20 protein-coding genes are annotated in these 22,230 nt (G+C 62.4%); 15 read left to right on the plus strand and 5 right to left on the minus strand.

The genetic code is table 11. The annotated features are described in order from the left end of the window. Nucleotides 1-138: 138 nt before the first annotated feature. Together ZBI01S_RS08265 and ZBI01S_RS08270 are read right to left on the minus strand one after the other, a co-directional pair. Nucleotides 139-1,233, minus strand: coding sequence for a BMP family lipoprotein (locus ZBI01S_RS08265; protein WP_066059059.1), 1,095 nt, complete (start codon nt 1,231-1,233; stop codon nt 139-141). A 172-nt stretch (nt 1,234-1,405) separates the two neighbouring features. Beyond that, the gene (locus tag ZBI01S_RS08270; RefSeq protein WP_066059062.1) at nt 1,406-2,029 is read right to left on the minus strand and encodes a LysE family translocator; all 624 of its coding nucleotides are present in this window, start codon (nt 2,027-2,029) and stop codon (nt 1,406-1,408) included. 175 nt (nt 2,030-2,204) lie between these two features. On the opposite strand from ZBI01S_RS08270, the gene ZBI01S_RS08275 reads away from it, so the two are divergent. Next, the gene (locus tag ZBI01S_RS08275) at nt 2,205-2,657 is read left to right on the plus strand and encodes an Lrp/AsnC family transcriptional regulator (RefSeq protein WP_066059067.1); all 453 of its coding nucleotides are present in this window, start codon (nt 2,205-2,207) and stop codon (nt 2,655-2,657) included. A 146-nt stretch (nt 2,658-2,803) separates the two neighbouring features. On the opposite strand, the gene ZBI01S_RS08280 is transcribed toward ZBI01S_RS08275, so the two are convergent. Continuing rightward, entirely contained in the window at nt 2,804-3,925 is a 1,122-nt protein-coding gene (locus ZBI01S_RS08280; protein WP_066059109.1) for a mannose-1-phosphate guanylyltransferase, read from the minus strand. 111 nt (nt 3,926-4,036) lie between these two features. Between ZBI01S_RS08280 and ZBI01S_RS08285 the strand changes: the two genes are divergently transcribed. The 5 genes from ZBI01S_RS08285 to ZBI01S_RS08305 all read left to right on the plus strand — a co-directional run bounded on the left by ZBI01S_RS08285 (nt 4,037) and on the right by ZBI01S_RS08305 (nt 8,866). Further along, entirely contained in the window at nt 4,037-5,227 is a 1,191-nt protein-coding gene (locus ZBI01S_RS08285) for a glycosyltransferase family 4 protein (RefSeq protein ID WP_066059070.1), read from the plus strand. A 98-nt stretch (nt 5,228-5,325) separates the two neighbouring features. Next, nucleotides 5,326-5,751: a succinate dehydrogenase, cytochrome b556 subunit gene (sdhC, locus tag ZBI01S_RS08290; RefSeq protein WP_083524640.1), complete on the plus strand. Its 426-nt coding sequence runs from the start codon at nt 5,326-5,328 to the stop codon at nt 5,749-5,751. Nucleotides 5,752-5,765: 14 nt separating this feature from the next. Then, entirely contained in the window at nt 5,766-6,212 is a 447-nt protein-coding gene (locus ZBI01S_RS08295; protein ID WP_066059074.1) for a succinate dehydrogenase/fumarate reductase transmembrane subunit, read from the plus strand. Between the two features lie 33 nt (nt 6,213-6,245). Then, nucleotides 6,246-8,075 carry a succinate dehydrogenase flavoprotein subunit gene (gene sdhA / locus ZBI01S_RS08300; RefSeq protein ID WP_066059077.1) on the plus strand — a complete coding sequence of 610 codons (1,830 nt, stop codon included), beginning with the start codon at nt 6,246-6,248 and terminating at the stop codon, nt 8,073-8,075. 20 nt (nt 8,076-8,095) lie between these two features. Further along, nucleotides 8,096-8,866 (plus strand): succinate dehydrogenase iron-sulfur subunit, encoded by a 771-nt coding sequence (locus ZBI01S_RS08305; RefSeq protein WP_245610587.1) that lies wholly within the window; start codon nt 8,096-8,098, stop codon nt 8,864-8,866. Nucleotides 8,867-9,088: 222 nt separating this feature from the next. Here the strand turns inward: ZBI01S_RS08305 and ZBI01S_RS08310 are convergent, their stop codons facing one another. Both ZBI01S_RS08310 and brnQ read right to left on the minus strand, forming a co-directional pair. Next, a complete protein-coding gene (locus ZBI01S_RS08310) occupies nt 9,089-9,367 on the minus strand; it encodes an immunity protein CdiI family protein (protein WP_066059080.1) in 279 nt (92 codons plus the stop codon). Nucleotides 9,368-9,424: 57 nt separating this feature from the next. Then, nucleotides 9,425-10,822, minus strand: a complete 1,398-nt coding sequence (brnQ, locus tag ZBI01S_RS08315; RefSeq protein ID WP_083524641.1) for a branched-chain amino acid transport system II carrier protein — start codon at nt 10,820-10,822, stop codon at nt 9,425-9,427. 353 nt (nt 10,823-11,175) lie between these two features. On the opposite strand from brnQ, the gene ZBI01S_RS08320 reads away from it, so the two are divergent. The 9 genes from ZBI01S_RS08320 (at nt 11,176) to ZBI01S_RS08360 (ending at nt 21,855) form a co-directional block, all read left to right on the plus strand. Next, complete coding sequence (locus ZBI01S_RS08320; protein WP_066059083.1) at nt 11,176-12,456, plus strand: YihY/virulence factor BrkB family protein; 1,281 nt, start codon at nt 11,176-11,178, stop codon at nt 12,454-12,456. A 134-nt stretch (nt 12,457-12,590) separates the two neighbouring features. Further along, on the plus strand, nt 12,591-13,439 hold the full coding sequence (locus ZBI01S_RS08325; RefSeq protein WP_066059086.1) for an exodeoxyribonuclease III: 849 nt from the start codon (nt 12,591-12,593) through the stop codon (nt 13,437-13,439). 39 nt (nt 13,440-13,478) lie between these two features. Beyond that, complete coding sequence (trpS, locus tag ZBI01S_RS08330) at nt 13,479-14,504, plus strand: tryptophan--tRNA ligase (protein WP_066059088.1); 1,026 nt, start codon at nt 13,479-13,481, stop codon at nt 14,502-14,504. Nucleotides 14,505-14,510: 6 nt separating this feature from the next. Then, a complete protein-coding gene (locus ZBI01S_RS08335; protein WP_306301616.1) occupies nt 14,511-15,311 on the plus strand; it encodes a polyprenol monophosphomannose synthase in 801 nt (266 codons plus the stop codon). Nucleotides 15,312-15,367: 56 nt separating this feature from the next. Continuing rightward, the gene (ribA, locus tag ZBI01S_RS08340; RefSeq protein ID WP_066059091.1) at nt 15,368-15,982 is read left to right on the plus strand and encodes a GTP cyclohydrolase II; all 615 of its coding nucleotides are present in this window, start codon (nt 15,368-15,370) and stop codon (nt 15,980-15,982) included. A gap of 73 nt (nt 15,983-16,055) precedes the next feature. Continuing rightward, nucleotides 16,056-16,412 (plus strand): hypothetical protein, encoded by a 357-nt coding sequence (locus ZBI01S_RS08345; RefSeq protein WP_066059094.1) that lies wholly within the window; start codon nt 16,056-16,058, stop codon nt 16,410-16,412. Beyond that, nucleotides 16,406-18,322, plus strand: coding sequence for an ABC transporter ATP-binding protein (locus ZBI01S_RS08350; protein WP_066059097.1), 1,917 nt, complete (start codon nt 16,406-16,408; stop codon nt 18,320-18,322). The genes ZBI01S_RS08345 and ZBI01S_RS08350 overlap by 7 nt, the downstream gene beginning before the upstream one ends. A 210-nt stretch (nt 18,323-18,532) precedes the next feature. Beyond that, nucleotides 18,533-19,540 (plus strand): formate dehydrogenase accessory sulfurtransferase FdhD, encoded by a 1,008-nt coding sequence (fdhD, locus tag ZBI01S_RS08355; protein ID WP_083524643.1) that lies wholly within the window; start codon nt 18,533-18,535, stop codon nt 19,538-19,540. Beyond that, nucleotides 19,537-21,855, plus strand: coding sequence for an FdhF/YdeP family oxidoreductase (locus tag ZBI01S_RS08360; protein ID WP_066059100.1), 2,319 nt, complete (start codon nt 19,537-19,539; stop codon nt 21,853-21,855). Before fdhD ends, ZBI01S_RS08360 begins: the two co-directional genes overlap by 4 nt. Nucleotides 21,856-22,230: the final 375 nt, after the last annotated feature.

A 22,230-nucleotide genomic window follows, 5' to 3' on the forward strand; every position in this document is an offset into this window, starting at 1 on the left:
CGACCTTCAGGTAGATAGCACCTGGCGGTGGCCGACGAGGGGTGAATAGTGCCGGGTACGAAAACCGGCGACTCACTGCTGCAGATCCCTGCGAGCGGTGAGCCGCCGGTCACGACATTTGGCGCTAGGCCATCGCGCTTACTGCGCAGCCTTTGGCGACGAAGGCGACTCGACCTTGATCTTGCCGTCGATGATGTCCTGCTTGAGTGCGTCGAGTTCTTCCTTCATTCCTTCAGGAAGCTTCGATTCGAACTCGCCGAAGCCCGAGAGACCTACACCCTCGTTCTCGAGCGTGCCGGTGTAGACCGTGCCGCCCTTGAACTCGTCGTTAACTGCGGTCTCGATTGCGTCGAAAACGGTTACGTCAAGTCCCTTGAGCACCGAAACGAAGATGATGTCCTTGTACTTCTCTTCCTTCTTGACCAGGTCGCTGTCGACACCGACCAGGAGGGCCGAGTTGCCGTCGGCGCGGATAGCTTCAGCGGCACCCTGGTAGAGCGGGCCACCAACAGGCATGATCACGTCAGCACCCTTGGCGAGGAAGCCTTCGGTGATCTGCTTGGCCTTGGTCTGGTTGGTGAAGTCACCTACGAAGTCACCGTTCTGCGACTCGACGTCCCAACCGATGACCTTGACGTCCTTGCCCTTTTCTTCGTTGTACTTCTGTACACCGAGTGCAAAGCCGTCCATGAAGATGGTTACCGAAGGAATCTTCTGGCCACCGTAGGTAGCAACGGTGCCGCTCTTGCTCTGGCCGGCAGCTGCGTAACCTGCGAGGTAGGCGGCCTGTGCGGTGTCGTAGTTGAGCTGGAGGAGGTTGTCGCCCTCGAGGTAGTCAACGTCAACGATGGCGAACTTGGTGTCTGGGTTTGCGTTCGCAACTTCCTGAGTTGCGTCAGCGAGCATGAAGCCAACGGGGATGATGATGTTGCAGCCCTGCTCGACCATGGCGTTAAGGTTCGGCGCGAAGTCGTCAGGCGAGCTGGATTCCGCTTCCTTGGTCTGGATGCCGAGGGTTTCCTCAGCCTTGGTCAGACCTTCGTGGGAGAGCTGGTTGAACGAGCGGTCGTCGAAACCACCTTCGTCAGAAACCATGCAGGCAGTGAAGTCGCTGGCATTTGCGTTGCCACTTGCGCCAGGTTCGCCAGGGGCTGCACCACAACCCGAAAGAGTCAGCGAGCTAATTGCGGCCAGGCTGACAAGCCCGAGCCACTTCTTGTTGGAAATCCCCATGGATCCTCCTAGTTCGTTCCGCGACTTCGCGGAGAGTGACACTTCTCTCATTGTAGTTCGCAAGTTGTACATATGCGCTACCAGCGGCGGAACTATTCAAATTCGTTACAGATAACCCAGCTATCACGCATCGGCATTGTTTAGATCCGCAAACGGCACCGGATGCATCCGGTTACGAGAGTGCGACCAGCTGCTCGATCAGCAGCACCGAACCGACCAGCAGCAGCACTACACCCGACCCCCGAGCAACCCAAGCGCTCGCCGTTGGCCTACCGCGAAGTGCACGACGGGCAATCATCGCCACCGCCGTGTAGACAATGGCGCAGTTCACGATGTGAATGCTGCCCAGTGCAAACATCTGCGCGCCAGTCGCCCAACCGGTTGACGAGACGAACTGCGGCAGCAGTGCCAGCAACAGCAGGAGTCCCTTCGGGTTCAGCGCGCTCACGCCAATCCCCTTGACGAACTGGCGACGCGCATCCGCATCCATTTCGGCAACCGCGAGCGCCGATGCATCCGGCGTCGATCGCAGCGCCGAAGCACCGAGGTACAGCAGGTAGAGCGAACCAATGATGGTGAGGGCGGTAATGAGCTGCGGGTATTGCACCGCGAGCGAGCCAACGCCCGCCGAGATCACGGCAACCACGATGACGTAGCCGACAAGAATGCCGGCGATTGAGGGCCACACGGATTTCGCTTTCACGCCCGCACCAATGGCAAACGCCCAGTCAGCACCGGGCGACATGACCAGCAGCATGCACACAACCCAAAACTGCATCATCAGCGCGATTTCCATGGCACTCTCCCCGCCAAGTGGCGATCCGGTTGAACAAGCGATTTCACAGATCTGCGGTTAAGGAATTTCAATGCGGAATTCCTTCGCCGAGGCACGCTGCAAGCCTAGGAATGTAGGGGCGAAAAGTGTGTTCACTTTTCTTGAAACACGCACGCAACTACGCAAGAATTTGCACATGGATGCACTTGATCGCGAAATTTGTTCACTCTTGCAGGCAGATGGGCGAATGAGTTTGACCGATTTGGCAGCACAGGTCGGGCTCAGCGTGGCCGCCTGCCATCGCCGAGTGAAACAGCTTGAAGCATCCGACACCATCGTGGGCTACCGCGCCACGATTAACCCCGAAGCGCTCGGCCTGGGATTTGAAGCCGTGGTGTTCATCACCATGGGTCGCACCGATCTCGAGACCATTGCCGCGTTCGAAGCGGCGGTCATCGACGAACCCGAAATTGTGAGTGCGCAGCGACTCTTTGGCGAGACCGACTACATGTTGCGTGTACTCACCAAGAACCTGGCGAGTTATCAGCGGCTCTATGACGAGACCCTCGGCACGCTGCCGGGCGTGCTGCGCGCGACCTCAACCATGGTGATGAAGCGGCTCGGCGACGAACACTCGGTGCCGCTCTAGGACGCAACCCGACGCGCACCGCAGCCATCGCACTCCCCTAGCTGACCGCATCCACTGCTACCTATTTATTTGTGCACCCATGTAGAGGGAGAGCGGCACCGTGCACGATGCCGCTCTCAAGCTGACCCGGGTAACACGGGCAGTGTCTAGAGCACCTCGGGGTGTTCGGATTCCTTAATCGCCGCGACGAGGTTCTTGACCTGCTGCGCCTTGGCACGCGTGGTGACCAGCAGCGCGTCTTCGGTGTCGACCACCACGATGTCAGGCACACCCGCAACGGCGATGATGCGATCGGTTTCCGAGACGACGATGCCACCGGCTTCGTAGCTCACTACCCGATCAGCGTCACCGATGATGTCAAGCGGATGCTCGTTCGACGATGCCGTCGCGTGAACGCGAGAAACCGCAGCGAAGTCACCCACGTCATCCCAACCAAAGAAGCCAGGGATGACCGCGAGCGCACCCTTCTTTGCGGCAGGCTCAGCCACGGTGTAGTCAATGGCGATCTTCTCGAGCGTTGGCCACACGCGGGCGGTAACCTCGTCGCGCTGCGGAGTGTCCCAAGCGTCGGCAATCTCGTTGATGCCCGCCGCAAGTTCTGGCGCGTGAGCCGCGAGCTCTTCGAGCAGGCGACTCGCACGAGCGATGAACATGCCAGCGTTCCAGAGATACTCACCCGATGCCAGGTAACGGCGGGCGGTGGCGGCCTTTGGCTTTTCGACGAATGCCTCGACCTGACGGGCCGATGGCGCACCCAGAATCTCGAGCGGCTCGCCGGCTCGGATGTACCCGAAAGCGGTCGACGGTTCAAGCGGCTGGATGCCGATGGTCACGATCAAACCCTCGCGCGCGGCGCGTACCGCTTCGGTTACCGCGCGGCGAAAACGCGCGTTCGCGCTAATCAGGTGGTCGGCAGCAAACGAGCCGATCACCGCGCCCGGATGACGACGCTCGATGATTGCCGCTGCCAAGCCGATGGCCGCGCTCGAGTCGCGACCTTCCGATTCGAGGACCACGTTTTCGGTGGTAACCTCGGGCAGCTGCGCGCGCACTTCATCGCCGTGCGCTTGGCCGGTGACGACAACTACGCGGGATGCATCGCAGAGCGGCTCCAGGCGTTCGTACGTTGACCGCAACAGCGTTGCGCCGGTTCCAGCGATATCGCGCAGGAACTTTGGGCGACCCGCACGGCTGAGCGGCCAGAGCCGCGAACCAACACCGCCTGCGGGAATAACCGCAAAGAAATCGTCAAGTGCGTGTGGTGACATGCGCACGAGCCTAGCCGGTACGGCCACGTTTACCGTTAGTTGCCACAGGTTTCAGAGGTGTTGCCGACAGTTCACACCATCGTTACTTGCCAGGCATAGGCTCATTTCATTATGCGTATTGCCGTGGTAACCGAGAGCTTCTTGCCAACACTGAATGGTGTGACCAACAGTGTGAAGAAGGTACTCGATCATCTGCGGTTGCGCGGCCACGAGGCCATCGTCATCTGCCCGAAGGCCGGCGCCCCGGCGAGCTACGCCGGGTTTCCAGTTCGCGAAGTTGCCACCGTTAACCTACGCGAGTTCCCCATTGGTTTGCCGAGCCCGCAGGTAGAGCAGATTCTGCGCGAGTTTCGCCCCGACGTCCTGCACGCCGCATCCCCCTTTATTCTCGGCTGGCATGCGCTCACCGCGGCCAAGCGTCAGGGGATCCCGAGCGTCGCGATCTTCCAGACCGACGTTGCCGGCTACACCCGCCGCAACCGCCTGGGACTCATGCGTGATTTCACCTGGAAGGTGATCAAGGCCATTCACGCGCAGGCTGACCTCACCCTGGCACCGTCGACGCATTCGATCCGCGATCTCGAGCGTCAGCGCATCCCCCGCGTCAAGAGTTGGGGGCGTGGTGTCGATCTGGTGAGCTACCACCCCGAGCACCGTCACAGTCCCGAATCCGCGGCACTGCGCGCATCCATCGCCGAACCCGACGAAGTCATTATCGGCTATGTGGGTCGTCTCGCCCCCGAGAAGCAGGTCGAGCGACTGGCCGAGTTGCGCGGGATTCCAAACGCCAAATTTGTGGTTGTCGGCGACGGCCCCTCGAACGATTCGGTGCGCCGCGCCATGCGCAAGATGCCGGTGGAGTTCTTGGGTAAGCGCAGCGGCCGTGAACTGTCGCTCGCGTATTCGATCTTCGACCTGTTCGTCCACACCGGCACCGAAGAAACGTTCGGCCAGACGCTGCAAGAAGCGCACGCTGCCGGACTGCCGGTCATCGCGCCGCTTGCGGGTGGGCCAATTGACCTGGTGACCCACGGCTACGACGGCTACCTCTTTGACCCGACCGCGCGCCGCGGCAATGACTCGATGCAGCACTACGTTTCGCGCCTGGTGGCGGATGCGTCGCTGCGCGCTCGGATGGGTGAAGCTGGCCGCCGTCGCGTGCTCGATCGCTCGTGGGAACGTATCTGTGACGACCTGCTCGGGTACTACGACGAAGTTCTTTCGAACACCGCCCCGCGGGTTCATGCGGAAGTTACCGCAGATGATTTGTTGACAGCACCGGGCGGGCGTAATTCGCGATAGTCTGGAGGTCGGGTGTGCGCTGGTAATTCGGCACATGCTTCAGGCAAACTCCGCCGATGGATACTCATCGGCGTTTTCGAGCATAGAAGGGTAGTTCCGTGTCAGCAGTCCAGACCGGCACCCCGACTCCTGCCTCGGCGCCAAAGCAGAAGAACGCCATTGGAGGGCGTCTCTACCGCGGCAACGAAGGTATGTGGTCGTGGGTTCTCCACCGCATTACCGGTGTCGCAATCTTCTTCTTCCTGCTGGTGCACGTCCTTGACAGTGCGCTGCTGCTGATTAGCCCATCGGTTTACGACGCCGTCATCGGCGCCTACAAGAACCCGATTATGGGCCTCGGTGAGCTCGGTCTCATCGGTGCGATTGTCTACCACGCCTTTAACGGCATCCGCATTATTCTCGTGGACTTCCTGCCGGGCGGTACCCGCCACCACAAGCTCATGTTCTGGGTAGTTATTGCCCTGTGGCTCGTGGTGATGGTTCCGTTCGCCATCGTTCACCTCTCGCACGTATTCGGTCACTAGGAGGACGCCGCATCATGACAATCGAAACTGTCGAATACCCGCGCACTCCCCTTGCTGAGCGCAAGGCTGGCCGTAAGAACTGGGAACGCACCGGCTGGATGTTCATGCGCGTTTCGGGCATGCTCCTGGTCGTTCTCGTCCTGGTTCACCTCTACTCGAACCTCGTCGCCGGCGACGGCGTGCACCAGATTGGCTATGAATTTGTTGTTGCTAACAAATTCTCCGTGCCGTTCTGGCTCATCTGGGATGCGCTGCTGCTGATTCTCGCGCTCATCCACGGAACCAACGGCATGCGCACGATCGTGAACGACTACGTCTACAAGCCGGGTCCCCGCAAGGCGCTCACCATCACGCTGTGGACCGCTTGCGCAATTGAAATCATCCTCGGCCTCATCGTGCTGATCGTTTTCGCTGTCGAGCCGTGCATCCACAGCGCGAGCGGCATCGCGATCTGCCAGTAGCGACGACTGAATAGCGATAGGAACACACACGCAATGGCTGCAGAACAGCTCAAGGACACCACGAAGGTCATCGATGGTGTAACCGTCCACTTCCACCGCAACGAGATCGTCATCGTCGGTGCCGGTGGTGCCGGTATGCGCGCCGCAATTGAAGCCGCCGAGCAGGCTGGCACCGGTGCCATGATCGACGTTGTCACCAAGCTCTACCCAACCCGTTCGCACACCGGTGCGGCACAGGGTGGTATGGCTGCGGCACTCGCCAACGTCGAAGACGACAACTGGGAATGGCACACCTACGACACCGTTAAGGGTGGCGACTACCTGGTTGACCAGGACTCGGCAGAGATCCTCGCTAAGGAAGCGATCGACGCCGTCCTCGACCTCGAAAACATGGGTCTGCCGTTCAACCGTACGCCGGAAGGCAAGATCGACCAGCGTCGCTTCGGTGGCCACACTCGCGAGCACGGTAAGGCACCGGTTCGCCGTGCCTGCTACGCCGCTGACCGTACCGGCCACATGATTCTGCAGACGTTGTACCAGAACTGCGTCAAGCACAACATCCGCTTCTTCAACGAGTACTACGCGCTCGACGTTGCGTTTGCCGAGGTTGACGGCGTCCGTCGTCCAGCCGCGGTCATCGCCTACGAGCTCAAGACCGGTGACCTGCACGTCTTCCAGGGCAAGTCGTTCGTCTTCGCTACCGGTGGTTTCGGCAAGGTCTTCAAGACCACCTCGAACGCCCACACCCTCACCGGTGACGGCGTTGGCATCATCTGGCGTAACCGCCTGCCACTCGAGGACATGGAGTTCTTCCAGTTCCACCCGACCGGCCTCGCCGGGCTCGGCATCCTCCTCACCGAGGGTGCTCGTGGTGAAGGTGCCATTCTGCGTAACGCCAGCGGTGAGCGCTTCATGGAGCGCTACGCCCCAACCATTAAGGACCTCGCACCGCGTGACATCGTGGCGCGTTCGATGGTTCAGGAAGTGCTCGACGGCCGCGGTGCTGGTCCGAACAAGGACTACGTCTACCTCGACTGCACGCACCTCGGTGCCGAAGTACTCGAGAACAAGCTCCCAGACATCACCGAGTTCGCTCGCACCTACCTGGGCGTTGACCCGGTAGTTGAGCCGGTTCCGGTATACCCGACCGCGCACTACGCCATGGGTGGTATCCCCACGAACAACGACGCCGAGGTCATCTCGGACGAGAACGACACCGTTGTTCCGGGTCTCTTCGCTGCCGGTGAGTGCGCCTGCGTTTCGGTTCACGGATCGAACCGTCTGGGCACCAACTCGCTGCTCGACATCAACGTATTCGGTAAGCGTGCCGGCCGCAGCGCGGTCAAGTTCGCCAAGTCGGCCGATTTCGCGCCGCTGCCCGAATCGCCTGAAGAATTCGTACGCAACATGGTTGCCGACCTGCGCAAGGCTGACGGCTCCGAGTCGGTTGCCGAGATCCGCAAGGAACTGCAGGAGACCATGGACAACAACGTCCAGGTGTTCCGTACCGAAGAAACCCTGAACCGCGCTACCGAGGTCATCCACGAACTTCGTCAGCGCTACCGCAACATCCGCGTGCACGACAAGGGTCTTCGCTACAACACCGAGCTCCTCGAAGCGATCGAGCTGGGCTTCCTGCTCGACCTCGCCGAGGTAGTGACGTACTGCGCGCTCAACCGCCAGGAATCGCGCGGTGGCCACATGCGTGACGACTTCCCGAAGCGTAACGACGAGCTGTGGATGCACCACACCATGGCGTACCTCACCGGTGACCGTACCTCGGCCGACCCGGCAGACCACATCACCCTGGGCAAGAAGCCGGTGCGCATGACGCACTACGTGCCACAGGAACGTAAGTACTAAGACCGGAAGGGAGTAACGCCATGACTGAACCTGCAACTGCACCAGAAGCGAACGCTGTGCAGAACGACGCACCCGAGGCCGAAAAGCCCTTCAAGGTTGAGGTCGTAATCCGCCGCTACAACGCCGAAACCGATTCGGAACCGTACTGGCAGTCGTACACGGTCGACATGTACTCGACCAACCGCATCCTCGACGCCCTGCACCAGATCAAGTGGGAACAGGACTCGACCCTTGCGTTCCGTCGCTCGTGCGCGCACGGTATTTGTGGTTCGGATGCCATGCGCATCAACGGCCGCAACCGCCTTGCCTGCAAGACGCTGATCAAGGACCTCGACATCACCAAGCCGGTGTACGTCGAAGCGATCAAGGGTCTCCCCCTCGAGCGCGACCTGATCGTCGACATGGACCCGTTCTTCGAGGCCTACAAGGAAGTTCAGCCCTTCCTGCAGGCAACGGACAAGCCAGAGAAGGAACGCATCCAGTCGATTGCCGACCGTGCGATCTTCGACGACACGACCAAGTGCATCCTCTGTGCAGCTTGCACCACTTCGTGCCCAGTGTTCTGGACCGACGGTCAGTACTTCGGCCCGGCAGCGATCGTCAACGCGCACCGCTTCATCTTCGACTCGCGCGACGAAGAAGCATCGACCCGCCTCGACATCCTCAACGACAAGGAAGGCGTGTGGCGCTGCCGCACCACCTTCAACTGCTCGGAAGCCTGCCCACGTGGCATTGAGGTAACCAAGGCCATCGCCGAGGTGAAGCAGGCCGTACTGCGCGGCCGCCGCTAATACCCCGCCTACGCAAATTGCCCGGAACCGTTCGGTTCCGGGCAATTGCGTTTCCGCTGGCCGGTGTTGGATACCCTGGCAAAATCTGTTGCCTAGGAGCGGGATCATCCACATATATGCTTCGTAGGCCGCCACAGGCAACAAATCCTGCCGGGCTATTGATCAGCGCAAGTGGGTTGACACGACTGCTCAGTTAGCGACTCGTCCCAGACAGTAAGCGACCTATTCCGAAAGCTCCGGGTCGGTTGATACCACCCAGCCCGGCAATTCCGACCGCAACTTCCGGATCAAATCCCTACCGGTTTCGCAGTACTCGCGATACGCATCGGTGCTCCGCCAACCATCCGGCGTGCAGTTCTCATTCCAGAACAGGGTCCATGCGTCCAGTTCTCGAGACAGGCCCTCCGACAAATTGAGGGCAGCATAGGGCACCGGCCCATCTCCCAACCCCCAGAGCGGAGTCTCGGCACAGAAATCATGAAACACGCGCAACTGGTGCAAGACTGTTCCTTCCTTTCAACGCAACAGCCTCCAAACTGCGGGCATCGAAGCAGTCGACTAGACCGATGCTCCGGCAGTCTCGGCGGACGCTTCGGTTGGGCCGGCTGAGCCAGTGGCGGCCTCGTCGTCCTCCGGCTCGCGGCGCGGCCAGCAGAAGCCGAGGGCAGCGCCGATTAGCGCGGGCAGTACCCAGGCAAAGCCGAGCTCGTAGCCCGGCACGAACTCGGTCATCCACTCGACCGCTCCCGTAAGCGGCGGTACCAGCGGCGCCAACGCCAAGAGCGATGCCACCGTTGTAAAGGCAATCGACAGGCGGTTCACCATCGGCCGAGGCTTGGTCACCCGGTTCGCGAGCGCCAAGAAAATCAGTACAATTGCCAGCGGATAGAGGAACCCGAGCACCGGCACCGATGCCGAAATGATCGCTTCCAAGCCAACATTCGCCAGCGCGCACGAAATCGCCGTGAACACCAGCACCCAGGCACGCTGCGACAGGAACTTCGGGAACATCTCAGCGAACATCTCGGAGCAGGCCGTCACCAGGCCGATCGCCGTCTTCAGGCACGCCACCAGCATGATCGCCGCTGCGAGCATCAGACCAACCCGACCGTAATAGTGGTTCGCCACCTCAGACAGCACCACCGCACCGTTCGTATCGCGGGGCAGGATGCTCGACGCTCCGGCGCCCATGAACGCCAGCGCCACGTAGATGGTCCCCATCAGCACGGCCGCCACAATGCCACCGCGTGCAACCGCGCCAGCTGCCGCCCGCGGCTCGCGGATGCCGAGCCGGCGAACCGCCTCGAGCACGACGATCGAGAACGCGAGCGAGGCCAATGCATCCATGGTGTTGTATCCGTCGAGCAGGCCTTGCACCGCCGGGTGCGCATCGTATGGCGCGATCGGTTCGGGCAGCGGGCCCGAACCCATGGGGAACAGCATCGCGGCGACGAGCACCGTCGCGAGCAGCACCAAGAAGATCGGCGTGAGGTACTTGCCAACAATGTCCATGAGTTTGCCCGGGCGCAGCGCCGCAATCGCGGTCGCGCCAAAGAACACGAGCGTGAAGATCAGCAGCGACCAGTCACGAATGCCCTCGGGAAACAGCTGCGCAAATCCCATTTCGTACGAGACCGTCGCGGTACGCGGCACCGCGAAGAACGGGCCAATGGTGAGGTACAGCGCAGTGGTGAAGACCACCGCAAATACCGGGCCGACGCGACTGGCGAGCTCGTGCAAGCTCGTGGTACCCGCGAGCGCGCAGGCGATGACGCCGATGATCGGCAAGCCGACCGCGGTCAGCAAGAAGCCGAGCGCGGTAATGCCGGTTTCGGTACCGGACTGCAGACCGAGACTGGCCGGGAAGATCAAGTTTCCGGCTCCGAAAAAGAGACCGAAGGTCAGCGAGCCGATGAGCAGCACCTGACGGGTAGTGGCGCGTTGCGGAGTATTCACGCATTAATTATGCGCTCAGTATTGGGCCCGGAATTCTTCGCACAGCATCGAATCCACATAACTTGCACAAAATCGCGCCTATAAGGCTGTCAGCGCAATATACACGCGATTTTGAGCACGTTAATCGCATCGCAACTCGTCGTCGTAATCTACGCGGCACCACGTTCGGTGTCTGCACCCTCCCGGAGTGCTTGAGCGAGGCACGCACTTCGGCCAATCCCGGTGACACCATCGACAGACGTCTAACGCCAAGTTCCGATGCCAGATCTCTGCAGTTGTTTGCCGCATCACATCGTCGAAAGGGTTATGGATCCTTTACCGAAGCGTACGGATTAGGCACGTACCCTGGCCTAATGGTCGCCAACGAACCCGAGAAACTGTCGACGCCCGAAGCAACGATTTTCCCACCGTTCCCGAAGCTCGATGAGGATGCTTCGCTCGGTGACAAGATTGGCGCGTTCCTCAAGTGGCTGCAGGCTACCCGCCCGATGCGCACGGTGAAGCACTGGTCAGACCGTCGGGCGTCCATGCTCGCCGGCGGTATGGCCTACATGGGCTTGTTCTCGGGATTCGCAGGCCTGTGGGTATTCTTCACAATCGCTGCGCTGGTGCTCACCAACAACAAGGAGCTCATGGGCGAGCTGCTCGAGGGCCTCGGCGGCGCCATTCCCGGGCTTGTCGGCGAAACTGGCGTCATCAAGCCCGAAGTCATCATGAACATTGACGGCGCGAGCGCACTGTCGCTCTCGGGAGGCATCGCCCTACTGTCGATGCTTTGGACCGCGCTGAACTTCTTGAACGGCGCCCGCCTCGCCATCCGCGCCATGTTCGACTTGCCCGCGGTCACGAGCCGCAACCTCGTGGTCACCAAGCTTGCCGACCTCGGCCTGCTGCTCGCCTTCGTGGTCGGTTTGCTGCTCTCGCTGGCGTTCACCGCGGCAAGCTCCGGTGTCGTCGAGTGGATCTTTAACGACATCATCAAGGCCGAGCTCTCGGGGTTCACAGCGTTCTTGATTCGTGCCACAACACTCGTGGTGATGCTCGCGTTTGACGCCCTCGTCATTGCCGCGATCTTGCGTTTGCTCTCGGCGGTGCGCATCCCCGTGCGCGTGCTGTGGCAGGGCGCACTCCTTGGCGGTGTGCTGGTCGGCGTCCTCAAGTTGCTGGGTGCCGCGCTGCTGGGCGGTGCTTCGTCGAACCCGCTGCTGGTGACCTTCGCCGCCCTGCTGGGTGTGCTCATTTTCATGAACTTCATGTGCCAGGTCGTGCTGCTCGCCGCATCGTGGGTGGCCGTCACGATGGACGACACCGGCTTGGCCCCGCGCCTGCTGACGGCCGACGAGGCCGAGGCGATTACGCGCGTCACCGAGCTGCAGGCCCGCCGCGAACGCCTCGCGACCGACCGCATCCGTGCCCGCGAAGAGCTCGAATCGCTCCCCCGCTGGCGCCGCCGCAAGGCCCGCCGCCGCTACGAGGCCATCATCACCGAGCAGCAAGAGCTCGAGCACGAGGCACTCACCGAGCGAATGGGGATGGACCCGATTCAGACGCACGCCGAGAACAACGACCTCGACCACAAGGATGTCGAGATCGAGCGTGATCGGGGCGTGGACCCGGTCGACCGCAAGCCGTAACGTGCTGGCAGCGCGACCCGTAGCGCACCGTCGCCCGCAACGTGACGGCTCCGCGACCCACCGCATCCGCGCCGATCGTGTCGCCTAACCACGCAACCGCGTGCATCCATCTGCGCCCGATTAAGCTAGATCCCATGAATTCCGCTGTCCGTATCGCATCCGTCAATGTCAATGGCATTCGTGCCGCGTACCGCAAAGGCATGGACGCCTGGCTCGAACCGCGAGGCATCGACATTCTTGGACTGCAAGAGGTGCGCGCGAATCGCGAGCAGCTCGATGCGCTGATCTCGTCGGATGACTGGCACGTCGCGCTCGACGAAGCCAGCGCCAAGGGCCGCGCCGGTGTTGCGATCGCATCGAAGCTGCCGATTATCGCCCAGCGCACCGTCTTTGGCGCCGATGACTTTGACTCGGCCGGCCGCTGGCTCGAGGCCGACTTCGAGCGCAATGGCAAGCTGTTCACTGTTGTGAGCTGCTACGTGCACTCGGGCGAAGTCGACACCCCAAAGCAAGAAGAGAAATGGAAGTTCCTCGATGCCATGGCGGTGCGGATGCGGGAACTCGCGCAGGCGCGCGAACTCGCGCTGGTACTCGGCGACTTCAACGTCGGTCACGACGAGCGCGACATTAAGAACTGGAAGGGCAACGTCAAGCGCGCGGGCTTCTTGCCACGCGAACGCGGCTACTTCAACCGCATGTTTGGCGAGCTCGACGCCGAAATCACCGGCGTCGACGAATCAGTTGGCCCGGGACTCGGCTGGGTTGACGTGGGTCGCGCCCAGGCTGGCGACGTCGATGGCCCGTACACCTGGTGGTCGTGGCGCGGTAAGGCGTTCGATAACGACACCGGTTGGCGCATCGACTACCACGCCGCCACTCCCGCCATGGCCGACCTGGCCAGCAACTACGTCGTCGATCGCGCGGCTGCGTATGACCAGCGTTGGAGCGACCACGCACCCGTCGTCGCTGACTACGCGATCTAGCCCCGCGCATCCACCGTTTTCGTTCGAGAGGAACATGCAATGACCACGTCCACCCCGGCCAAGCCGGTTCTGTTTTCGGGGATGCAGCCCTCGGCTGACTCGCTGCACCTGGGCAATTACGTCGGCGCGCTGACCAACTGGATCGCGATGCAAGAGGAGTACGACGCGATCTACTGCGTCGTTAACGACCACGCGATCACCTCGCAGTTCTCGCCCGAGCAGCTGCACGAGCGCACGCTCGCCACGGCCGCTCAGTACATCGCCGCCGGTATCGACCCAGAGAAGTCGACGCTGTACGTGCAGTCGGACGTGCTCGAGCACGCGCAGCTTGGCTGGATCCTCGGCACGCTCACCGGCTTCGGTGAGGCGGGACGCATGACCCAGTTCAAGGACAAGTCGCAGCGCTACGGCGCCGACAAGACCACGGTTGGCCTGTTCACCTACCCGGTGCTCATGGCCGCCGACATCCTGCTTTTCCAGGCCAAGAAGGTGCCGGTTGGCATCGACCAGAAGCAGCACATCGAACTCACCCGCAACCTCGCCGAGCGCTTCAACTCGCGCTTCGGCGAGACCTTCCAGGTGCCTGAGGGATTCATCCCGCAGGCCACCGCGAAGATCTACGACTTGCAGGAGCCGACCGCGAAGATGTCGAAGTCGGCTGCAACGGATGCGGGTCTGATTTCGGTACTCGACGACCCGAAGGTCACCAAGAAGCGCATCATGCGTGCGGTCACCGACGCCGACGGCGAGATTCGTTTCGACCGCGACGCGAAGCCCGGCGTCTCGAACCTGCTCGCGATTTACGCATCCCTCAGTGGTCGCGAAATTGACGCAGTTGTCGAAGAATTCGCCGGTTCCGGATACGGTGATCTGAAGAAGGCTCTCGCGGAAGTCGTTGAAGGTACATTCGGCCCGATTCGTGAGCGTACCAACGAATTGTTGGCCGACCGCGGCGAGCTCGAACGCTTGCTGCAGCAGGGTGCCGATCGTGCCCGCGAGCGCGCCCAGCAGACGCTTGACCTCGTTTATGAACGCATTGGTTTCCCGGTGCGTAAGGGACAGTAACGGACTATGGAAAACCTGAACACTTCAATCAAGGGCAAGCACGCGCTGCCAGCAATGGACGGCAACCCGCACGATGTCCTCGTCGTGATCCCGACCTACAACGAACGCGAAAACATCGAGCACATCGTCAACCTGGCGCTCGACAGCACCAAGCGCGTGCACGTGTTGGTCGTGGACGACGGTTCACCTGACGGTACCGGTGACCTTGCCGACGCGATGGCGGCGCGCAACCCCCGCATCCACGTCATGCACCGCACCGGCAAGCAGGGTCTGGCTTCGGCCTACCTGCAGGGCTTTGAGTGGGGTCAGGCACAGGGCTACACCTACCTGATGGAGTTCGACGCCGATGGCTCGCATCCGGCCGCAAAGATTCCAGAGCTGATTGCGCAGTTGGATGCGGGTGCCGAGCTGGTGCTCGGCTCGCGTTGGGTGCCCGGTGGCGCGACCGAGAACTGGCCGCTTTCGCGCCAGCTGCTCTCGCGCATGGCCGCACTCTATTGCCGGATCTGGCTCAACTCGGGCATCCGCGACATCACCGCCGGTTTCCGCGGCTATCGCGCTGACACCCTCAAGACCTTCGACCTGAGCCGGATCGGTGCGGCAGGCTACTGCTTCCAAATCGAAATGGCGTGGATGTACGAACGTGCCGGTCTGCCAGTAGTTGAGGTGCCAATCACCTTCGTTGAGCGCGTCCACGGCAACTCGAAAATGTCCGGCAACATCATCATCGAAGCCCTCTGGCGCGTTGCCGCTTGGGGTATCGGATACCGTTCGCGCGGCATCCAGCACGTGGTTACTGGCAAGTGACGCGGCCGTCAACTAATCCCAACGCGCACGAACCGCGAGCGGCCCAACCGTCGCCCGTGCGCTTTGAAGTCGAGACGACGATTCCGACCGCGCACGGCACGTTCCGTGTGCGTGCGTACACCGATCTCGAACACGGCAGCGAGCACCTGGCGCTCATTGCCGGTGATCTGCGTGGCGCACTGCCGCCGCTGGTGCGTCTGCACTCCGAATGCTTGACCGGTGAAGCGCTGGGCTCGCTCAAATGCGAGTGCGGCCCGCAGTTGCAGGCGGCGATGGATGCGGTGGCAGTCTCGGGCGGCGTGGTGCTGTATCTGCGCGGTCACGAAGGCCGCGGCATCGGGCTCGTCAATAAACTCCGCGCGTACCGCCTGCAAGAAGATGGCTTTGACACGCTGGATGCGAACCTGCAGCTGGGGTTGCCCGCTGACGCCCGCGAGTACGACGGAGCCGTCGCCATGCTGCGTGATCTCGGGATTGAATCGGTGCGATTGCTGACGAACAATCCGCTCAAGGCCCAGGCACTTATCGACCACGGCATCACCGTCGCTGAGCGGGTACCGCTCGAAGTCGGCGTGAACAGCGTCAATCGTGACTATCTGCGCACTAAGGCCGAACGCATGGGCCACCTGTTGCACGTTGACGAGCAGGATGCATCCGGTCACGACCAGTGACCCGGCTCGGGTTGGCAGCGTGCACGCGACCGGACACGTGAGCAGGACGAACGCGCCGGGCTAAGCTGGCCGTATGGAAATCGCGTTGAAGATTCTGCTCATTCTGCACTTGGTTGGTCTCGCTGGCCTGTTCGGCGGTGTATTCCTGCAAATTAAGGACGTCGTCAAGGGCGCCGCGGAAATCCCCGCGGGCATGGTGCACTCGGGCTGGCTGATGGCGGCTTCGGGCGTCATGATGTTCGGCCTGCACGAGGCCATGGACGCCGCCACGATGGAAGGTCGCATCAAGATCGGCGTCAAGTTGCTGGTGCTGATTGTCATCATGGCGCTGCTGCTGGCCAACCGTAAGAAGCAGCCGGTGAGCTCGGGTGTCATGTGGACCGTTGGTGCACTGACCCTCGCCAACATCAGCATCGCGGTCCTTTGGTAGGTCGCCGCAAATCGCGCGGAGCTTCGGACACTCCGCGCGCGAAACTGGGCCAGCTGTGGCCCTATCTGTTCGCCGACAAGCCGATGATGCTGAGCATCATCGGCATTTCGGTTGTGGGCGCGGCCTTCGATCTCGCCCAGCCACTGCTGATGGGCTTGCTCGTTAAGCAGGTCGAGCAGGGCACCTTTGATATGCAGCTCGTCTGGATGCTCGTCGCGGTCGTTGCCATTGGCGCGACACTTTCGGGTGTGCAGCACTTTCTGCTGCAGCGCACCGGCGAGCACATCGTGCTGCTCGCCCGCCGCAACCTCATTCGCAAGCTCTTGCGTCTGCCGATTTCAGAGTTTGATGCCCGCCGAACCGGCGATCTCGTATCGCGCGTTGGCAGCGATACGACGCTGCTGCGCGCAGTCCTCACCCAGGGGCTCATCGAAGCGATCGGCGGCCTCCTGACGTTCGTGGGCGCCATCGTTGCGATGCTGATCATCGACCCTGTGCTCTTTGCCGTCACCTCGGGCAGCGTGCTCATTGCGCTGCTCATCGTGCTGCTGCTCGGCCGCAAGGTCATGGCCGCATCCGCTGCCGCGCAGGCTCAGGTCGGTGCCCTCACCGCCGCAACCGAACGCGCCATCTCGGCCATGCGCACGCTGCGCGCCACCGGTTCGGTCGAGCACGAAGAAGCCACAGTGATGCGCGAGGCCGAAGGCGCCTATCGCCGCGGGCTCGATATCGCCAAGGTCTCGGCGTTTATGCTGCCGATGTCGTTCTTGGCGCTGCAGCTCGCCCTCGTTGCGGTCTTTGGCATCGGCGGCGTTCGCGTCGCTGCCGGCGACCTCGCGATCTCGTCGCTCATCGCGTTCATCATGTTCCTGTTCTTGATGGTGGCGCCGCTCACGCAGTTCTTCGGCGCGATTTCGGCCGTGTTCTCGGCGCTCGGTGCGCTCGGGCGCATCGAAGAGATCAACCAGCTGCCCGATGAAACCGCCGCCGACCGGGTCACGGTCACGCTACGCGGACCTGCGAACGCCGAGGCTGCACCCGAAGCCGCCGCGCTTGAGTTCGACGGGGTCTCGTTCCGCTACCCCGAGGCCGTCGTGCGCGCCGAACTCGCGAAACGGGATGCATCCGCTCGCTTCGACCGGTTCGTCACGGCATCGGGTCGTGCCGCCGCGAAGGATGCCGACAAGCTGCTCGCGCTCGACACCGCGGAATCGGCGCCGGTGGAATCGCCACTGGTGCTCGACGATGTGTCGTTCACGGTGCCGCGCGGATCGCGCGTGGCGCTCGTTGGCCCATCGGGCGCCGGTAAATCCACGACGCTGTCCCTCATCGAACGGTTCTACGACCCAACCGCGGGCGAGATCCGGTTGGGCGGTGCTGCGCTCACCAGCATCGACCGGCGCGACCTTCGCGCCCAGCTCGGCTATGTGCAGCAGAATTCGCCGACGCTCGCAGGCACGGTCCGTGACAATCTGCTGCTCGGCAACCCGACCGCATCCGACGACGAATGCGTGGCAGTGCTGCGCGAGGTCAATCTCGGCAATATCGTCGACCGCTCCCCCGCGGGGTTGGATGCGCAGGTCGGCGAGTCGGGTATTCGGCTCTCGGGTGGTGAGCAGCAGCGCTTGGCGATCGCCCGCACGTTGCTGGCGGCACCGCCGATTCTGTTGCTCGATGAATCGACGTCGGCGCTCGACGGCGAGAACGAAGCACTGATGCGTACGGCACTTGACCGGGTCGCATCCGGCCGCTCGGTGCTGATGATCGCGCACCGTTTGGCGACGGTGGTGGATGCGGACCAGATCGTCGTGATGGAGCACGGTCGCGTGATCGGTACGGGCACGCACGCCGAGCTCATCGAGTCGGTACCGCTCTACCGCCGTTTGGCCGAGCACCAATTGCTCGCCTAACCCCCGCGGCTGCCCCGCTATCGACACGGTGGCGAGTTCGCAATTGATTGCCGAAATGCGGCGATCATCGCGGATTCGCCACCGTTGTCGGATGCGCGTCTGCTGCACCCGTCAAGTGATTGCGATTCATTTATATGGGGATGAACAACCCTGATCAGCGGGGTAAACTAGAGCAATTGTGGCCGCAATCCCTGGCCGTAAGGAGCAGCAATGGCGCGAGTGACATCACGTACCCGAGCGGTGGTTATCCGCCCCGACGGCGTGCGTTACCGACGCGAAACGCTCGCCGGTGAAGAACCGCTCGAAATCCGCGTCAACGGCACCCAATTGGCCGTCACGATGCGTACCCCGGGCGAAGACTTTGCGCTCGTTGCTGGCAACCTCGTTTCGGAAGGCATGCTGCGCCGCCCGACCGACCTGGTGAACATGCGGTACTGCTCGGGCGATGACCCGAACACCTACAACGTCATCGACGCCAATGTGCTCGGCGTCACCAAAGAATCCATCGGCACCCGACGCGTCGTCACCACCAGTGCCTGCGGTGTCTGCGGCACCACCTCGATCGAAGAGGTGCGCCGCCAATCGCCATACGACGTCGCCGACGACGACACCCGCATCCCCGCCGAACAGCTGCTCGCGCTGCCCGACCGACTGCGCGAAGCACAAGCCCTGTTTGACTCCACTGGCGGGCTGCACGCGGCCGCGCTCTTTGACGCCAGCGGCAAACTACTCGTCGCCCACGAAGACGTGGGTCGCCACAACGCCGTCGACAAGGTGATCGGCTGGGCCTACATGCAGGGCATGCTGCCACTGCGAGGATGCACGCTGCAGGTTTCCGGACGCGCTTCGTTTGAACTCGTACAGAAGAGCTATCTCGCCGGCATCCCGATCATGTCGGCCGTCAGCGCCCCGTCATCGCTCGCCGTTGATTTGGCCGAGGAAGTCGGCATCACGCTCGCCGGCTTTAGCCGCGGCGACCGCATCACCGTCTACACCCACGCACGGCGCGTCGACACCGACGCGCTGCGCACCCCCGCAACAGAACCCCCTTCGGGTGCCACCGCATCCGATACCGAAACCGCAACATTCACACAGAAAACCGCTGATCGCACCGAAACGGCTGGCCTTTCGCCCGCTAATGATGCGAAGCTTGAGGCAGCTGCGACCGCAACGACCACAGGCACTGCGATCGCGTTCGACAAAGGAGTGCACGCATGACCACCACGCGCAAGTCGCCGGTAAACGATATCGACGAGTCCCAACTCAAGGTCTCAAAGCCGCGCAAGGCAGCCGCCGGCCTCGAAGCCGTCGCCATCGCGTTCAAACGCGGTGTTGAGCAGGCAGGCCCCGCTCGCACCGTTCGCTCGATGTTCCGCATCAACCAGAACGACGGCTTTGACTGCCCGGGTTGCGCCTGGCCAGAACCGCAGGGGCGCCGTAGCCCGGCCGAGTTCTGCGAGAACGGCGCCAAGGCCTTCGCCGAAGAAAACACCACTCGTCGCGCCGACCGCGAGTTCTGGGCGCAGAACTCGATCGCCGACCTCTCGACCAAGACCGAATACTGGCTGGGCCAGCAGGGTCGTATCACCGAGCCGATGATCATTCGCGAAGGCGAGACGCACTACACGCCTATCGCTTGGCAGGACGCATTCGACCTCATCGGCGAACGCATCAACGCGACCACTGCCGACCGCTGCGTGTTCTACACCTCGGGCCGCACCGCGAACGAGACGGCGTTCCTCTACCAGCTCTTCGCCCGCTCGATCGGCACCAACAACCTGCCGGACTGCTCGAACATGTGTCACGAATCGTCGGGTAGCGCGCTGAACCCAACGATCGGTATCGGCAAGGGCACCGTGCACCTCGATGACCTGCACAAGGCCAAGCTGATCTTCGTTGTTGGTCAGAACCCGGGCACCAACCACCCCCGCATGCTCTCGGCACTCGCCGAATGCCGCAAGAACGGCGGCAAGGTCGTTTCGGTCAACCCGCTGCCAGAAGCCGGCCTCATGGGCTTCAAGGACCCGCAGACCCCTGCCGGCATGCTCGGCAAGGCCGCAAAGATCTCGGACGAATACCTGCAGATCAAGGTCGGTGGCGACCTGGCACTGTTCCAGGCCTTCGGTCACTTGCTGCTGAAGATGGAAGAAGCCGCACCCGGCACCATCCTCGACCAGGAATTCATTGAGTCGCGCACCGAGGGCTTCGAGGCCTACCGCGAAGCTCGGGCCGGAATCGACTGGGAAGAGACCGAGCGCGCCACCGGCCTCAGCCGCGACGAAATCGCCAAGGTCGCCCGCATGCTCGCCGACTCGGACGCCACCATCATCTGCTGGGCACTCGGTGTTACGCAGCAGCCCCACTCGGTTGACACCCTCAAGGAATTCGTCAACATCCTGCTCATGCAGGGCAACTTCGGTAAGCCCGGCGCCGGTGCCTGCCCGGTTCGTGGCCACTCGAACGTTCAGGGTGACCGCACGATGGGTATCTGGGAGAAGCCAGCTCCGTGGCTGCTGGATGCAATCGACAAGGAATTCGGCATCACCTCGCCTCGCGAGCACGGTCACGACTCGACCGAGTGCATCGAAGCGTTCGAGAACGACGAGGTCGACGTCTTCGTGAGCATGGGTGGTAACTTCGCGCTCGCAAACTCCGAGACCGAGCGTCTGGAAGCCGGCATGCAGAAGGCCGGCCTGACGGTCCACATCTCGACCAAGCCGAACCGTTCGCACGTTGTGCACGGCAAGACCTCGCTGATTCTGCCGACGCTCGGCCGTACCGACGTTGACGATAAGCACCCCGGCGGCGAACAGTTCCTCTCGGTTGAGGACTCGATGTCGATGGTGCACTCCACCCAGGGCCGCCTCAAGCCGGTTTCGGAGCACCTGCTCGCAGAGCCCGTCATCGTTTGCCGCATGGCTGAGGCCACCCTCGGAAGTGACCACGTCATTAACTGGCGCGAAATGGCCGAGGACTACGACGTTATCCGCGACCGCATCTCGCGCACGCTGCCCGGCTTCGAGCGCTTCAACGAGCGTGTTCGCCAGCGGAACGGCTTCCAGCTGCCCAGCCCGCCACGCGACTCGCGTTCGTTCGCGACGCCGTCGAAGCGCGCGCAGTTCACGGTGAGCCCGCTCGAGTACCTCGAGGCGCCAGAAGGCTACCTGATCATGCAGACCATGCGTAGCCACGACCAGTACAACACCACGTTCTACGGCCTCGACGACCGTTACCGCGGCATTAAGGATGGCCGTCGCGTCGTGCTGGTACACCCGGACGACCTGGCCGAGCTCGGTTTCCGTGACCGCGACCTCGTTGACGTGGTCAGTGTGTTCAACGGTGAAGAGCGCCGTGCCAACAAGTTCCGCCTGGTCGCCTACCCAACGGCCAAGGGCTGCTGCGCTGCGTACTTCCCCGAGGCCAACGGACTCGTGCACCGTGACAACGTTGCCCGCGTCTCGAACACTCCGGGCTTCAAGAACATTACGGTTCGCTTCGAACCGCACACGAAGACCGCTAAAGCGCTTTCGTAACGCATCCACCCGCAATCGCCACTGGGTGATTGCATGCAGCGGGGTCGAACTTCGGTTCGGCCCCGCTGGTCGTTTCCGGTGGCTTCGTGGTTACCGGCAACGCTACCGGCGCGGCGCGTGCGTAACGCGGGCGTGGCGTGGCCGTGGCGCTTGCGTAGCGCGGACGCAACCGGCGCGCCCTGTGACGTGACTCGACCGCATCCTTGCCACCAAAGCCGGCCACAAATCAACCCACACGCTCACGTTCAGGCCGACACTGCACAGTAAATGGCTCAGCATCCGTGCAAAGTCGGCCCCAACGCGGAGGAGCAGCCGCGGCGCGCGGGCAGGAGCGGGGCGCGCGGGCAGGGGCGGGGCGCGCGGGCAGGGGCGGGG

It is taken from the genome of [Zimmermannella] bifida NBRC 103089 (assembly GCF_001570925.1).
Classification (GTDB): Bacteria; Actinomycetota; Actinomycetes; order Actinomycetales; family Microbacteriaceae; genus Gulosibacter; species Gulosibacter bifidus.